This is a genomic window from Streptomyces sp. NPDC001890 (assembly GCF_042891445.1).
Lineage (GTDB): Bacteria > Actinomycetota > Actinomycetes > Streptomycetales > Streptomycetaceae > Streptomyces.
Map to the genome: position 1 here is coordinate 367,125 of NZ_JBIATE010000005.1, position 14,688 is coordinate 381,812.

The 14,688-nt window shown below is 71.9% G+C and carries 12 protein-coding genes; 9 read left to right on the plus strand and 3 right to left on the minus strand.

Going from position 1 to position 14,688, the window contains the following annotated elements:
- Nucleotides 1-14: 14 nt before the first annotated feature.
- Together ggt and ACFYY1_RS18070 are read left to right on the plus strand one after the other, a co-directional pair.
- Complete coding sequence (ggt, locus tag ACFYY1_RS18065) at nt 15-1,823, plus strand: gamma-glutamyltransferase (RefSeq protein ID WP_388586184.1); 1,809 nt, start codon at nt 15-17, stop codon at nt 1,821-1,823.
- A gap of 187 nt (nt 1,824-2,010) precedes the next feature.
- Nucleotides 2,011-2,712 carry a glycoside hydrolase family 75 protein gene (locus ACFYY1_RS18070; protein ID WP_388586187.1) on the plus strand — a complete coding sequence of 234 codons (702 nt, stop codon included), beginning with the start codon at nt 2,011-2,013 and terminating at the stop codon, nt 2,710-2,712.
- A gap of 30 nt (nt 2,713-2,742) precedes the next feature.
- Here the strand turns inward: ACFYY1_RS18070 and map are convergent, their stop codons facing one another.
- Nucleotides 2,743-3,510 carry a type I methionyl aminopeptidase gene (gene map, locus ACFYY1_RS18075; RefSeq protein ID WP_388586189.1) on the minus strand — a complete coding sequence of 256 codons (768 nt, stop codon included), beginning with the start codon at nt 3,508-3,510 and terminating at the stop codon, nt 2,743-2,745.
- 41 nt (nt 3,511-3,551) lie between these two features.
- Between map and ACFYY1_RS18080 the strand changes: the two genes are divergently transcribed.
- Both ACFYY1_RS18080 and ACFYY1_RS18085 read left to right on the plus strand, forming a co-directional pair.
- Nucleotides 3,552-3,821, plus strand: a complete 270-nt coding sequence (locus ACFYY1_RS18080) for a helix-turn-helix domain-containing protein (RefSeq protein WP_266429042.1) — start codon at nt 3,552-3,554, stop codon at nt 3,819-3,821.
- A 136-nt stretch (nt 3,822-3,957) separates the two neighbouring features.
- Nucleotides 3,958-5,292 (plus strand): hypothetical protein, encoded by a 1,335-nt coding sequence (locus ACFYY1_RS18085; RefSeq protein ID WP_388586191.1) that lies wholly within the window; start codon nt 3,958-3,960, stop codon nt 5,290-5,292.
- Nucleotides 5,293-5,375: 83 nt separating this feature from the next.
- On the opposite strand, the gene ACFYY1_RS18090 is transcribed toward ACFYY1_RS18085, so the two are convergent.
- Both ACFYY1_RS18090 and ACFYY1_RS18095 read right to left on the minus strand, forming a co-directional pair.
- Nucleotides 5,376-6,413 (minus strand): Rieske 2Fe-2S domain-containing protein, encoded by a 1,038-nt coding sequence (locus ACFYY1_RS18090; protein ID WP_388586194.1) that lies wholly within the window; start codon nt 6,411-6,413, stop codon nt 5,376-5,378.
- A gap of 117 nt (nt 6,414-6,530) precedes the next feature.
- Nucleotides 6,531-7,808 carry an aminotransferase gene (locus tag ACFYY1_RS18095; protein ID WP_388586197.1) on the minus strand — a complete coding sequence of 426 codons (1,278 nt, stop codon included), beginning with the start codon at nt 7,806-7,808 and terminating at the stop codon, nt 6,531-6,533.
- A 308-nt stretch (nt 7,809-8,116) separates the two neighbouring features.
- Here ACFYY1_RS18095 and ACFYY1_RS18100 point away from each other — a divergent pair, with 308 nt between their 5' ends.
- From ACFYY1_RS18100 to ACFYY1_RS18120, 5 genes are all read left to right on the plus strand, one after another.
- Nucleotides 8,117-8,959 carry a nitrilase-related carbon-nitrogen hydrolase gene (locus tag ACFYY1_RS18100; protein WP_342286905.1) on the plus strand — a complete coding sequence of 281 codons (843 nt, stop codon included), beginning with the start codon at nt 8,117-8,119 and terminating at the stop codon, nt 8,957-8,959.
- Nucleotides 8,956-10,239 carry an aspartate aminotransferase family protein gene (locus tag ACFYY1_RS18105; protein WP_388586198.1) on the plus strand — a complete coding sequence of 428 codons (1,284 nt, stop codon included), beginning with the start codon at nt 8,956-8,958 and terminating at the stop codon, nt 10,237-10,239. Before ACFYY1_RS18100 ends, ACFYY1_RS18105 begins: the two co-directional genes overlap by 4 nt.
- 84 nt (nt 10,240-10,323) lie before the next feature.
- A complete protein-coding gene (locus tag ACFYY1_RS18110) occupies nt 10,324-10,788 on the plus strand; it encodes a nuclear transport factor 2 family protein (protein ID WP_388586200.1) in 465 nt (154 codons plus the stop codon).
- Between the two features lie 110 nt (nt 10,789-10,898).
- Complete coding sequence (locus ACFYY1_RS18115) at nt 10,899-12,941, plus strand: hydantoinase/oxoprolinase family protein (RefSeq protein WP_388586203.1); 2,043 nt, start codon at nt 10,899-10,901, stop codon at nt 12,939-12,941.
- On the plus strand, nt 12,938-14,641 hold the full coding sequence (locus ACFYY1_RS18120) for a hydantoinase B/oxoprolinase family protein (protein WP_388586206.1): 1,704 nt from the start codon (nt 12,938-12,940) through the stop codon (nt 14,639-14,641). The genes ACFYY1_RS18115 and ACFYY1_RS18120 overlap by 4 nt, the downstream gene beginning before the upstream one ends.
- The last annotated feature ends 47 nt before the right edge of the window (nt 14,642-14,688 follow it).

Consider the following 14,688-nt stretch of genomic DNA (forward strand, 5'->3'; position numbering starts at 1 on the left):
CACTGGAGGTGCGCATGCGACGTTCCGTTGCGCGGAATGTGTCGTTCTCGGCTGTTCTCGCCGCTGTCGTCACGATAGGGGCGGCGGCCCCGTCCTCGTCCGCGCCACCGTCGGCCCCGCCGCCCAAGTCGCCCGTCGCGGTGGGCTACGGAGGGGCGGTCGCCAGTGTCGACGCGGACGCGTCGGCCGCCGGAATCGAGGTGCTCCGCAAGGGCGGCAACGCGGTGGACGCCGCCGTGGCGACCGCGGCGGCCCTCGGTGTGACCGAGCCGTACTCGGGCGGCCTGGGCGGGGGCGGCTACTTCGTCTACTACGACGCCAGGAAAGGCACCGTGGAGACGATAGACGGCCGGGAGACCGCGCCGCGCAGCGCGGACTCCTCGCTGTTCCTGGAGAACGGCAAACCGCTCCCCTTCGATCAGGCCGTCACCAGCGGACTGGCCGTCGGCACCCCGGGCACCCCGGCCACCTGGGACACCGCGCTCGACACCTGGGGCAGCAAGTCGCTGCGGCAGGTGCTGAAGCCGGCCGAGCGGCTCGCCAGGGACGGCTTCGTCGTCGACAGCACCTTCCGCTCGCAGACCGAGGGCAACCAGGCCAGGTTCGCCGACTTCCCGGCGACCCGGAAGCTCTTCCTGCCCGGCGGTCAACTGCCGGTGGTCGGCTCCGTGTTCAAGAACCCCGACCTGGCGCGCACCTATGAAGAGGTGGGCCGCAAGGGCGTCGACGAGCTGTACCGGGGCGAGCTGGCCGACGACGTCGTCCGTACGGTCCGCAACCCGCCCGTCGACCCGGACTCCACCCGGGTGGTGCGGCCCGGCGACCTCACCGCGAAGGACCTGCGCTCCTACCGGGCGCTGCGGCAGGCGCCGACGAAGACCGGCTACCGCGGCCTCGACGTGTACGGCATGGCACCCTCCTCGTCCGGCGGCACCAGCGTCGGCGAGGCGCTCAACATCCTTGAGTCCACGGACCTTTCGAAGGCCGGCGAGGCGCGGTACCTGCACCGCTACATCGAGGCCAGCCGGATCGCCTTCGCGGACCGCGGGCGCTGGGTGGGCGACCCGGCGTTCGAGGACGTGCCCACGCGGGAGCTGCTCGACCAGCGGTTCGCCGACGCGCGGGAGTGCCTGATCAAGGACGACGCGGTGCTGACCAGTCCGCTCGCTCCGGGCGACCCGAGGCACCCGGCCGACTGCGAGGCCGGTGGAACGGCCGCGCCGACGACGTACGAGGGGGAGAACACCACCCATCTCACCGCGGCCGACAAGTGGGGCAATGTCGTCGCGTACACCCTGACGATCGAGCAGACCGGCGGCAGCGGGATCACCGTGCCGGGGCGTGGCTTCCTGCTCAACAACGAGCTGACGGACTTCTCGTTCGCGCCCGCCAACCCCGCGGTCCACGACCCGAATCTGCCCGGTCCGGGCAAGCGTCCGCGCTCGTCCATCTCGCCGACGATCGTGCTGAAGGACGGCGAGCCGGTGCTGGCGCTGGGGTCGCCCGGTGGTGCCACGATCATCACGACCGTGCTCCAGTCACTCATCGGCACGGTCGACCGGGGGCTCCCGCTGGTCGACGCCATCGCCGCACCGCGCGCCAGCCAGCGCAACTCGGCGACGACGGAGCTGGAACCGGGGCTGTGGAACAGCCCGGTCCGGGCGGAACTGGAGTCGCTGGGGCACGCCTTCAAGCTCAACCCGGAGATCGGGGCGGCGACAGGTGTGCAGCGGCTGCCGGACGGGCGGTGGCTGGCGGCCGCGGAGAAGGTGCGCCGGGGCGGCGGCTCGGCGATGGTCGTGCGGCCGAGCGGACGTCCGTGACGGTGGACGGCCTCGGCCCCGACTCCGGGCTGAATCGCTGATGGTGCGTCAATAGTGGTCTGTGCGGGGCTGGTTGCTTGTGAGCATTCACGAGGAACCAGCCCCGCGGTCTTGACGGAGGCGTTCGCCCGGGGCCATGTTGTGCGCGTCGGTAAGGAAAGTTTCCTGATGGAAGGGCACCCCCACTGTGCGTATCCGAACGCTCGCCCTCGCCGCCGCCTCCGGCGCAGCCCTGCTCGCGACCGCCACCCTGGCCCCGGCCGCCCACGCCGGTTCTGCACCGGCCGGAGCGGACCTCAAGGAGGGCTCCGTCAGTGCGGCCGACCTGCTGGCCAAGGTCACCTCGTGCTCGCAGATTTCCAACGGCAAGTACCGCACGGACGAGGAGACTTCGGCGACCGTTCCGGTCTGCGGCAAGAACGGTGCCGTGTTCTGGAAGGCCGACATGGACATCGACTGCGACGGCGAGATCACCGCCGCCTGCAACGAGGACACCGACCCCTGGTTCCAGAACGGGACGGCGTTCGAGACCTCCGCCGGAAAGCCCCTGAACGCCGAGAAACTGCCGTACGTCGTCGTCCCGAGTGTCAGCAGCATCTGGAACTACGGCGATGCGGGGATCAAGGGTGGTGGCGTCGTCGCCGTCATCCACGACAACAAGGTCGAGTACGCGGTCGTCGGCGACACCGGCCCCAACAAGATCATCGGTGAGGCGTCGTACGCCACCGCCAAGGCCCTCGGCATCGACCCGGATCCGGAGACCGGCGGTGCGGAGTCCGGAGTCACCTACATCCTGTTCAAGAACTCCAAGGTGTCGCCGATCGAGAGTCACAGCGCCGCCGTCACCGCGGGCGACGCCCTCGCCAAGCAGTTCATCCAGAACAACTAGGGCCTTTCGTTCGGATCGGGCCGGTTCCGGTCACAGTGCGGTCAGGATGCGCGGGCCGTCGTCGGTGATCGCCACCGTGTGCTCGGCGTGCGCGGCACGGCTGCCGTCGGATGTGCGCAGCGTCCAGCCGTCCCGGTCCGGGTGGAAGGCGTCGTTGCCGCTGCCGATCAGCATCGGCTCGATCGCCAGCACCATCCCGTGCCGCAACGGCATGCCGCGGCCCGGTCGCCCCTCGTTGGGGACGGCCGGGTCCTCGTGCATCGACCGGCCGATGCCATGGCCCCCGAACCCCTCCGGAATGCCGTATCCCGCGCCGCGGCAGACCGTGCCGATCGCATGCGCGATGTCGCCGATCCGATTGCCGACGACCGCCGCGGCGATGCCTGCCTCCAGCGCCTCGAAGGCCGTCTCGACGAGCCGGGTGTCGGCGGGCCGGGCGCGCCCGACGACGAAACTGATCGCCGAGTCGCCGGCCCAGCCGCCCAGCGTCGCGCCCGCATCGATGCTCACCAGATCGCCGTCGCGCAGCCTCTGGTCGGTCGGGATGCCGTGCACGATCGCGTCGTTGACCGACGCGCAGATCACGGCGGGGAAGGGGGTGGGCGCGAAATGCGGCCGGTAGTTCAGGAACGGCGACCCGGCGCCGGCGTCGCGCAGCACGCCGCGGGCCACCTCGTCCAGTTCGCGCAGGGAGACGCCGACCGCGGCCGCTTCCCGTACGGCGGTCAGCAACTGGGCCACGACCCGGCCGGTCTCGTGCATCGCTTCGATGGATGTGTCTGTCTTGAGCTGCACCATGCCAATTACTATACCGGTCGCAACGGTATTAGAATGACGGCATGGTACGAACGCCCCTGACCCCGGAAGAGCGCCGTCGCGGCGAGCGCCTCGGCGTACTGCTGCGCGAGGCGCGCGGCGGGCGCAGCATGGTCGAGATCGCGGCGAGCGCCGGGATCTCCGCCGAGACGCTGCGCAAGATCGAGACGGGCCGCGCCCCCACCCCCGCCTTCTTCACGGTCGCCGCGCTGGCCGGGGCGCTCGGACTCTCGATGGACGAGATCCTCGCCCGCTGCGCCCCGGAGCCGGACGTGGTGCCGCTGGCGGGGTAGTGGCGGCCCCGGCGGTGCGCGGGGTCGTGCTTCGACCGCAGCGCGGTCGAAAAGCGCGCGTAGCCGTGCCGTAACACGGCTGATGTCGAATGCCTGCGGACCGGAAGGCTCCGGCCTGGCGTCGGCGAGGGCAGAGATGACAGTGCGTCAAGATGATCGGGAAGCAGGGGAGTTCGCTCGCTACCTACGGGATCTCGTGACACTGCTGGACCCCGGGAGCGGCTGGTACGGAAGCTTCTGCCGAAGTGATCCTGCCGGGATGCAGGCCTGTCTCGGCGGGGCGGAGATTCCTCCCTGGGACGTGATGGAGTCGCTTCTGCGGGATCTGGCCGCCCTGCGTGGCACGGCGTTCGCCCAGCGCGAGTCGGTACGGGCCGCCGCCCTGTACTCCTCCTCGGTGGCCGCCCGTGACCGTCGGCCGGGCGGGCGGCAGGCGCTCGTCGAGCGGCTGGAGCTGATGCGGCGGGAGCAGGCGCTCGCGGCCCGGCGCCTCCGCGACGCCGGTGCGGGCGGTGCGGCCGGTGCGGGCGGTGCGATGATCCCGGACGCGGCGGAGGTCGCTCGGGCCAGGGCGGACCATGAGCGTGCCACGGCCCGCTGCTCGGAGCTGCGCCTACGGCTGGCTGCGGTGGCGGCGGTGCCAGGTGCGCTGGGGGTGCCCGAGGTGCCCGAGATGCCCGGAGTCGCGGATCGGGGCGGGGGGCCGTCGCGTGGCCCGGATGCCTCGTTTTCCGGCGCTCGGCGGCCCGCCCCCGGGAGCCGGAAGCCGCGTGGTGCCCGGTTCGCGGGCCTCGACCTGGACGACACCGACGACGCACCCGTCCTGCCCCTCCCGCCCACCACCGCCGCCGCGCCGCGCGGAGCCCGCTTCGCCGCCGCCCCGGCCCGGGACGACACGTCCTCCGGGGCCGCCACCGGTGCCGCGGACCCGGACCCGGAGACCCGCCGGACTGCCGCACGGGCCGTCGAGCGGCTGGTCCGGCTACGGGCCACGGGCCGCAGCGGGGAGGCGCACGCGGTGCTTTGCGAAGCGGCCCGCTGGCCCGCCGAGCGGCTGCCGGTACTCGCCGACGAGCTGCACCTCACCGGCCTCGACGCGGACTGGGCGACCCTGTTGTGGGAGGCCTCCTCGCTGCCGCCGGCCCACCTGGCCGCAGCCGCCGTGGCGTTGCAGGACGCGGGGCGCCCCGGCGACTGCGGCCGGCTGCTGCGCCAGGGCGTGACGAGGGAGCCCGGGGAGATCGCCGACGCGGCGGTGGCCCTGGAGCGGGCGGGCCGGAGAGTGCAGGCGGAAGCGCTGCTGGACGCCTTCGTCCGCGTACGGACTCCGCAGGACGTGGCGCGGGTCGCGGCGGGAGATCCGCCCCGGCTCGTACCGCGGCTGCTGGCCGTGGCCCGAGCGGTCTCGCCCGCCAGGGAGCGGGATGTCGTCCACGCCCTGCGGGTGGCGGGCATCACGGGGGCGCCCTGAGCGGGGCGCCGGGAGCGGGTGTGCCCTGAGCAGAGGTGCCGGGAGCGGGTGTCCCGTGGTGTCCGGCGGGCGCGCGGCCCCGGCTACTCGGACGCCGGCGGATAGAACCGCCGGGCCCAGCGACGGAACGGGCCGATCGGGCCGTCGCCGGGGGCGAGGCGTGGTGGTTGCTGATACTGCTTGTGGTTCCAGATCGGGAAGTCCGCGGCGGTGAACTCGCAACTGGACCGGAAGACGGCGCGGTCCAGGACCCTGGCCGCGGTCCGGCTCACCGCCCGGGCGAGCGGGGCCGGGAGCCGGGACGGCTCGGCGAACGCGATGCGGTTGCGCTGCCGGAACTGCATCCGGTTGGGCGCGATCGCCGTCGGCAGCACCATCGTGCACATCCGCAAGCCGATCCGGGGCGTGTGGACATCGGCGTGCAGGCAGCCGAGTCCGTACCCGTCCACTTCCACGTCGACGACGAAGTCGCCCAGGAGAGGCGCGGACTCGTGGGCCCGCATGGACACGTGGAACGAGGCGTCGTCGTAGACCACGGGCCCGCCGATCTCCGCCTTGGTCCAGCCGTGCAGGGTGGCGAAATGCCCGAGGTCCACCGAGTTCTCGATGACCTCCTGGACGTTTCCGGCCAGCTCCCAGGCGGCGCTGCGGGCGGGCCGGTGACCGATCTCGTGCCAGGCGGGGACGGTCCAGTCCGGATCCCGGCCGTCGTGGTGGCGCCAGACGAACACCGCGCCGTTGACCTCCAGGACCGGCAGCTGCGACAACGGCGACTTCGGCGGCTTCGTGTCGTACCCGGTGCGCACGCACGTGCCGTCCGGGCCGAACGCGAAGAAATGGAAGGGGCAGACGAGATCGTCGCCCTCGACCCTGGCCAGGCCCAGATGGGCGCCCAGGTGCGGGCAGTACGGACGGACGGCGCGGACCGCCCCCGTACCGAGCCGGTACAGCACCACGTCCTGACCCGCCAGGGGCCGGGTGAGCACCGTGCCCGGCCGCAGCTCCTCGGAGAAGGCCAGCGCGGACCAGCCGCTCGGAAAGGGCAGGGCGGGCGCGCCCGCGGCGTCGGCCGGTGTCGGTCCTTCGCTGATGGCGCGCCCGTACTCGCGTGACAGTCCCACTGCATACCCTCCCGGAATCGGTCCCAGGAGACTGCCCAGGCCGTTCCAAGATCCACGGCAAATGCCGCACATCACCCGAACGGGAAGGAATTTGGCGGGAGTTGACGTGAGGTGGGACTAGAGGCCCTGGCCGGCCCGCTGCTCGTACCCCACCAGCCTGACGCAGACGGCGAGCCCCGTGATGGCCTGCTCCAGCTCCGCGAGCCCCGGGTAGCTGGGCGCGATCCGGATCACGGCGTCGCGCGGGTCGTCGCCGTACGGGTGGGTGGCGCCGGCCGGGGTGAGCACGATGCCCGCCTCGGCGGCCCGGCGTACGACCTCCTTGGCGCAGCCGTCCGGCACCTCCAAGGTGACGAAGTACCCGCCCTTGGGTGAGGTCCAGGTCGCGAGCCCGGTCCCGCCGAGCCCGGCGTCCAGGATCCGGGCCACCACCTCGAACTTGGGCTGGAGCAGGGCGCGCTGGCGCTCCATGTGGCCCCGCACCCCGTCGGCGTCCCGCAGGAACATGACGTGCCGCAGCTGGTTCACCTTGTCCGGGCCGATCGAACGCTTGGCGTTGTTGCCGAGCAGCCACTGGAGGTTCGCGGGTGAGGAGCCGAAGAACGCGACGCCCGCGCCCGCCGCGGTGATCTTCGACGTGGAGCCGAACACGAACGCCCGGTCCGGGTTCCCGGCCTCGGCGCAGGCGCCGAGCAGATCGGCGATCTCGACGGGCTCGTCGGTGAGGTGGTGGGCGGCGTAGGCGTTGTCCCAGAAGATCCGGAAGTCGGGTGCCGCGGTGTCCATGGCGGCGAGCCGGGCCACGGTTGCGTCGCTGTAGCAGACGCCGTCCGGGTTGCTGTACTTCGGCACGCACCAGATGCCCTTGATCGCCGGGTCCTCGGCGACGAGCCGCTCCACGGTCTCCATGTCCGGGCCCTCGGCGGTCATCGGGACCGGGATCATGTCGATCCCGAACCGCTCGCAGAGCGCGAAGTGCCGGTCGTAGCCGGGCACCGGACACAGGAACGCGATCCGCTCCTGGTCCACCCAGCGCGACTCGGCGCCCGGCATCACACTCAGCAGGGCGTGCACCAGGCAGTCGTGCATCAGCTCAAGGCTGGAGTTCCCGGCCGCGAGGAGCTGGCCGGCCGGCACCTGGAGCACCCCGGCGAAGATCTCCCGGAGCTCGGGCAGCCCCTGGAGCCCGCCATAGTTGCGTACGTCCACGCCGTCGGCGGAGGTGTGCCGCCCGCCCGGCAGGCTCAGCAGGTCCTCGGAGAGGTCGAGCTGCTCGGGAGCCGGCTTGCCCCGGGTGAGGTCGAGCGAGAGTCCGAGTCCCGCCAGGTCCTGGTAGTCCTGACGGGCCCGGTCGAGGAGCCCGGACAGGGCGTCGGGGCTCAGCTCGGTGGTCATGGTGGTTCCTCTCGCAGGTGCCGCTCTGATGGGGGGCGCCTGCCGAGAATACAAACCGGCGCGGACGGCCGGTGCGCCGGAGTCCTCGCCGCCGGTCGCCCGCGCCGGGTTCGCCGAGCCGCCGGCGGCCGCGCCGCCCGACCGGCTGAACGTGTGGACCGCACGGGTGTGAAACGTGATCGACTCAGCCGGTTCACGGCGATGGTCTTGCCCCGCTGTGTGACGGGGCTTACGTTCTCCCCTACGCACGTGTCTACGGGCGTAGAAACGCGTTGAGGCTCTCTGACGCCGCGTCGAAGGAGCAGCTCATGTCCCAAGTCGTACGCGCCGCACTAGTCCAGGCGACCTGGACCGGCGACACCGAATCCATGATCGCCAAGCATGAGGAGCATGCGCGCGAGGCCGCCCGGCAGGGCGCGAAGATCATCGGCTTCCAGGAGGTGTTCAACGCCCCCTACTTCTGCCAGGTGCAGGAACCCGAGCACTACCGCTGGGCCGAGCCCGTCCCGGACGGGCCGACGGTCCGCCGGATGCAGGAACTCGCCCGCGAGACCGGCATGGTGATCGTCGTGCCGGTCTTCGAGGTCGAGCAGTCCGGCTTCTACTACAACACCGCAGCCGTGATCGACGCCGACGGCTCCTATCTCGGCAAGTACCGCAAGCATCACATCCCCCAGGTCAAGGGGTTCTGGGAGAAGTACTACTTCAAGCCCGGAAACGTGGGCTGGCCGGTCTTCGACACCGCCGTCGGCAGGGTCGGCGTCTATATCTGCTACGACCGGCACTTCCCCGAGGGCTGGCGCCAACTCGGCCTCAACGGCGCCCAGTTGGTCTACAACCCGTCTGCCACATCGCGCGGCCTGTCCGGTTACCTCTGGCAGCTGGAACAGCCCGCTTCGGCCGTCGCGAACGAGTACTTCGTCGCCGCGATCAACCGCGTCGGCCAGGAGGAGTACGGCGACAACGACTTCTACGGAACCAGTTACTTCGTCGACCCGCGCGGGCAGTTCGTCGGTGAGGTCGCCAGCGACAAGGAGGAGGAACTCGTCGTCCGCGACCTCGACTTCGGCCTCATCGACGAGGTCAGGCAGCAGTGGGCGTTCTACCGGGACCGCCGCCCCGACGCGTACGAAGGACTGGTGGAGCCGTGAGCAGCCTGCACGAACGGCATCTCGCCGTCAGCCCCGACTGGCTGGCGCTCTATTACCAGCAGCCCCTGGAGATCACCCACGGCGAGGGCCGCCACGTCTGGGACGCCAACGGCAGGCGCTACCTCGATTTCTTCGGCGGCATCCTCACCACCATGACCGCCCATGCCCTGCCCGAGGTGACCAAGGCGGTCAGTGAGCAGGCCGGCCGGATCATCCACTCCTCCACGCTCTACCTCAACCGGCCGATGGTCGAGCTGGCCGAACGGGTCGCCACGCTCTCCGGCATCCCGGACGCCCGGGTCTTCTTCACCACCTCCGGCACCGAGGCCAACGACACGGCCCTGCTGCTCGCCACCACGTACCGCGGGTCGAACCAGGTCCTCGCGATGCGCAACAGCTACCACGGCCGGTCGTTCTCCGCCGTCGGGATCACCGGCAACAACGCCTGGTCGCCGACCAGCCTGTCACCGCTGCAGACGCTGTACGTGCACGGCGGCGTCCGTGCCCGGGGGCCGTACGAGCACCTGAGCGACGCGGAGTTCATCAAGGCGTGCGTCGCCGACCTGGAGGACCTGCTCGGGCACACCCGCACCCCGGCCGCCCTGATCGCCGAACCCATCCAGGGCGTCGGGGGGTTCACCTCACCGCCCGACGGGCTGTACGCGGCGTTCCGCCGGGTCCTGGACCGGCACGGCGTCCTGTGGATCTCCGACGAGGTGCAGACCGGCTGGGGCCGGACCGGCGAGCACTTCTGGGGTTGGCAGGCGCACGGCGAGAACGGCCCGCCGGACATCCTCACCTTCGCCAAGGGCATCGGCAACGGCATGTCGATCGGCGGTGTCGTGGCCCGTGCCGAGGTCATGAACTGCCTGGACGCCAACTCCATTTCGACGTTCGGCGGTTCCCCGGTCACCATGGCGGCCGGTCTCGCCAACCTCTCCTACCTGCTCGAACACGACCTGCAGGGCAACGCCCGGCGCGTCGGCGGTCTGCTGATCGAGCGGCTGCGGGCGGTCGGCGCGGGTTCGAGCTGCGTACGGGAGGTGCGCGGCCGGGGCCTGATGATCGGCATCGAGCTGGTGAAACCGGGCACCGACGAGGCGAACCCGCAAGCCGCCGCGGCCGTGCTCGAAGCGGCCCGCGAGGGCGGTCTGCTCATCGGCAAGGGCGGTGGCCACAACACCAGCGTGCTGCGGATCGCGCCACCGCTCTCGCTGACCATCCCGGAGGCGGAGGAGGGCGCGAAGATCCTCGCCGAGGCGCTCCGCTCGGTCGACTGAGCGACGGGGTGCGGGCGGCGGCCCGGCCGCAGGCTGTGTAGCTTGGCCGCCGTCGTACCCCCGGATCAGCCCAGGAGCACCACCATGTCCGAGCACCCCCTCCCCGCCCCGTCCACCGCCCGGCCGGGTGCGTCGGCGGCCGACGCCGACGCGGTATGGGCCGTCCTCACCGCGATGTACGCGGCGTACGACGCGGGCGACCGCGCCGGGATCGACCGGGCACTCGACCCCGGGGCGACCGTCTGGGACTCCGCCGCCGACCCGCTCCTGCTCGGCAAGGGAGACCTCGACCGGATCCGCGACGCCCGCCCGGCGCCCGGCGAGGGGCCGCGGGAGACCGGCCTCACCGCGTACGACCGCACCGTCGACGTCTTCGGCGACGTCGCCGTCCTGCGCTTCTGGCTCCGGGTCGACTTCGCCCCCGCCCCGGACGGCACCCCGAACCGCCCCGAACTCATCCGCAACACCGTGATCCTGCACCGCGCCGGGGCGTCCTGGCGGATCGTCCACCTCCACGAGGACGTGCGGCAGCCGGGCCCCGCCGCCTGACACCGGGCGCTGCGCACGGCCGCGACCCGCGCACCGTGCGCAGCGCACAGCCGCGCGCCGCACCGCGCCGATAGCGTCACGCCATTCCCCTGAGAAAGCCGGGAGGCGGCATGACTTACCGGGTGGCCATGGACATCGGTGGCACATTCACCGATGTCGTCGCGTACGACGAGACGCGCGGCACCTTCGAAGCGGCGAAGACCCCCACCACGCCGGGAGACCTCGCCGAGGGCGTCTTCTCCTCGCTGGGCCGGGCGGTCGACGACCCCGCCGACATCTCCTTCTTCGTCCACGGCACCACCCAGGGCCTCAACGCCCTGCTGGAGCGCAAGGGCGCCCGCGTCCTGCTGCTCGCCTCGGCCGGGCTGCGCGACGTCTACCAGATCGCCCGCGGTAACCGGGACCGCATGTTCGACCTGCACTACCGCAAGCCCGTACCGCTCGTGGACCGGTACGCCACCGCCGAGGCGGGCGGCCGCTTCGACTCGCGCGGCACCGAACTGGCCCCGCTCGACGAGGCCGCCGTACGGGCCGCGGCCCGCCGCGCCCGCGACGAGGGCTTCGACGCCGTCGCCGTCGCGCTGCTCTTCTCCTACGTGAACCCCGCCCACGAACTGCGGGCCGGCGAGATCCTCGCCGAGGAGCTCGGCGACGACGTGATGATCGTGCTCTCCCACCGGGTGGCCCGCGAATGGCGCGAGTACGAGCGCACCTCGTCCGCCGTCCTGGAGGCGTACACCGGCCCGGTCGTACGCCGCTACCTCGGCCGGATCGAGGACCGCTTCGCCACGCACGGGCTGACCGTTCCCGTCCAGGTCATGCAGTCCTCCGGCGGCGTCGTCAACGCCTCCTTCGCCCGCCGCCACCCCCTCCAGACCCTGCTGTCCGGGCCGGTCGGCGGCACCATGGGCGGAGTCTCGGCCACCGCACTGCTGGGCCGGCCCAACGCGATCTGCGTCGACATGGGCGGCACCTCCTTCGACGTGTCCCTCGTGCTCGACGGCCGCCCCAACATCTCCAACGAGGGCGCAGCCGACGGCTTCCCCGTCCTGATGCCGCTCGTGGACCTGCACACCATCGGAGCGGGCGGCGGCTCCCTCGCCTACGCCGAGGGGGGCGGACTGCGCGTCGGACCCGAATCGGCCGGCGCCGTACCCGGGCCCGCCTGCTACGGACGCGGTGGCACCCGGGCCACCGTCACCGACGCCAACGCCGTCCTCGGCCGGGTCGACCCCGACTGGTTCGCCGGCGGGCACATGACCCTCGACACCGGGGCGGCCCACCGTGCCGTCGCGGAACTCGCCGCCACCCTCGGCCTGGACCCCGTCGAGCTGGCCGGCGGCATCTGCGACGTCGCCAACGCCAAGATGGCCCAGGCGATCCGTACGCTCACCGTCGAACACGGCCTGGAACCCCGTGAGTTCGTCCTCCTCGCCTTCGGCGGGGCAGGGCCCATGCACGCCGTGGAGATCGCCCGCGAACTCGGCATCGAGGAGGTCGTCGTACCGCGCTTCCCCGGCGCGTTCTCCGCCTGGGGCATGCTCGGCACCGAGGTCCGCCGCGACCTCACGCTCCAGTTCTTCACCCCCGGCGCCGGCCTCGACGGCACCGCGATGGCCGCGGCACTCGCCGGACTGGCGGCCGAGGGCGTACAGGCCCTGGCCGAGCAGGGCGTACCGGCCGAGCGGCACCGTATCGAGCACGCCGTCGACATGCGGTACGAGGGCCAGGACTACACCCTGACCGTGCCGCTCACCGGCCCCGCCGAGCCCGCCGCCGAAGACTTCCTCGCCTCGGTCGCCGCACGCTTCGCCCAGCTCCACGAACGCCGCTACGGCCACGCGACCCCCGAGGCCCCCGTCGAGTTCGTCACCCTGCGCACCACCGCGCTCGGCGGACTCCCCGAACTCGCCGCCGTCCCGTACGCCGCCGTGCCCGGCGAAGCCCCCGAAGCCCCCCTCAAACCGGTCGTCTTCGGCGGCGTCGCGCACGACACCGCCGTACTGCGCCGTGAACACCTCGCCCCCGGGCAGTACATCCCCGGCCCCGCCGTCATCGTCGAGGCCACCTCCACCACCGTCGTCCCGCCGGACGCCACCGTCACCGTGGACGACAACGGATTCCTCGTCATCAAACTCGGAGGCGTCGCATGACCACCGGCACCGACACCGGCATCGCGGACGGCCCGGCCCCGGCCGCCGTCGACCCGATCACCACGGAGATCATCCGTTGCGCGCTGCTCCAGGCCGCCGAGGACATGAACACCACCCTGATCCGGTCCTCCTACACCCCGACCATCTACGAGGCCAAGGACTGCGCCGTCGCACTCCTGGACCGCGACCACAACGTCCTCGGCCAGTCCTCCGGCCTGCCGATCTTCCTCGGCAACCTGGAGGAGTGCACCCGCGCCACGGAGCGGATGTACGGCGCCGGGATCTGGCGGCCCGGCGACGTGTGGGTGCTGAACGACTCGTACATCGGAGGCACGCACCTCAACGACGTCACCGTCTACGGCCCGATCTTCGTGCACGACGAACTGGTCGGCTTCGCGGCCTCCCGGGCGCACTGGATCGACATGGGCTCCAAGGACCCCGGCGGCTCCATGGACTCCACGACGATCCATCAGGAGGGCCTGCGCATGGGCCCGTTGAAGATCTACGAGAACGGCGAACCCTGCGTACTCATCCATGACCTGATCTCCCGTCAGGTCCGGTTCCCGCACCCCACCCTCGGTGACATGCGCGCCCAGGTCGCCTGCGCCCGGACCGGCGCCCGCAGGCTCGCGGAGATCGTCGGACGATGGGGCCTGGACACCGTGCTCGCCGCCCGCGACGCCATCTTCGCCCAGACCGAGCGGCTGGAGCGGCGGGAGATCGCCGCGATCCCCGACGGCGTGTACGAGGCCACGGGACATCTCGACAACGACGGCATCGACCTGGACACACCCCTGCACGTCACCGTCAGGGTCACCATCGACGGCGACCGCATGACGATGGACGTCACCGACTGCGCCGACCAGGCGACCGGTCCCGTCAACTGCGGTGCGGCGCAGACCGTCGCGGCCTGCCGGGTCGGATACAAACTGCTCGTCAGCGGCGAAGTCCCGCTCAACGGCGGTTCGTTCAAGCCGCTCGACGTACTGACCCGGCCCGGTACGATGCTCGCCGCCGTCGAACCGGCCGCCTGCCAGTACTACTACTCCCATCTCGGCCTCGTCATCGACCTGGTCGTCAAGGCGCTCGCCCCGGCCCTGCCGGACCGCGCCGCCGCCGCCGGCTACGGCGACTCGATGATCGTCCAGTTCACCGGAACCGACCCGCGCAGCGGAAAGCTCTTCGTCTCCCAGGAGGCCACGGTCGGCGGCTGGGGGGCCTGGGAGGCATCCGACGGCGAGTCCTGCCTGATCAACAACGTCAACGGCTCGCTGCGCGACATGCCCGTGGAGGTGCTGGAGACCCTCTTCCCGGTACGCGTCGAGGAGTACGCGATCCGCCCCGACTCCGCGGGCGCCGGCCGTACCCGCGGCGGCAACGGAGTGGTCCGCCAGTACCGGTTCGCCGCCGACCAGCAGCTCTCCCTGTGGTGGGAGCGGTCGGTCACCCCCGCCTGGGGCATCTTCGGGGGCACCGCGGGAGCGGCGCCGCGGGTGACCCTCAACCCGGGCCGTGACGACCGGCGTTCACTGCTGAAGGCCAACGCGCTGCAGGTGCGCGAGGGCGATGTGCTGCGCTGCGAGAGCGGTGGGGGCGGCGGCTACGGCCCGGCGGGGGAGCGGGCGGCCGAAGCGGTGGCCGAGGACGTCCGGCAGGGCCTGCTGACAGCCGGACACGCACAGACCGTGTACGGCGCCTGAACCAGCTCGGCCGGGACAGCGGCGGAGGAGCCCGCTCAGGGTTCCTC

What these genes read in the sequence shown, in the direction of transcription:
- ACFYY1_RS18115 (WP_388586203.1), top strand. Translation starts at nt 10,899, where the DNA reads ATGACTTACCGGGTGGCCATGGACATCGGTGGCACATTCACCGATGTC.
- ACFYY1_RS18120 (WP_388586206.1), top strand. Translation starts at nt 12,938, where the DNA reads ATGACCACCGGCACCGACACCGGCATCGCGGACGGCCCGGCCCCGGCC.
- ACFYY1_RS18095 (WP_388586197.1), bottom strand. Translation starts at nt 7,808, where the DNA reads ATGACCACCGAGCTGAGCCCCGACGCCCTGTCCGGGCTCCTCGACCGG.
- ACFYY1_RS18080 (WP_266429042.1), top strand. Translation starts at nt 3,552, where the DNA reads ATGGTACGAACGCCCCTGACCCCGGAAGAGCGCCGTCGCGGCGAGCGC.
- ACFYY1_RS18100 (WP_342286905.1), top strand. Translation starts at nt 8,117, where the DNA reads ATGTCCCAAGTCGTACGCGCCGCACTAGTCCAGGCGACCTGGACCGGC.
- ggt (WP_388586184.1), top strand. Translation starts at nt 15, where the DNA reads ATGCGACGTTCCGTTGCGCGGAATGTGTCGTTCTCGGCTGTTCTCGCC.
- map (WP_388586189.1), bottom strand. Translation starts at nt 3,510, where the DNA reads ATGGTGCAGCTCAAGACAGACACATCCATCGAAGCGATGCACGAGACC.
- ACFYY1_RS18085 (WP_388586191.1), top strand. Translation starts at nt 3,958, where the DNA reads ATGACAGTGCGTCAAGATGATCGGGAAGCAGGGGAGTTCGCTCGCTAC.
- ACFYY1_RS18110 (WP_388586200.1), top strand. Translation starts at nt 10,324, where the DNA reads ATGTCCGAGCACCCCCTCCCCGCCCCGTCCACCGCCCGGCCGGGTGCG.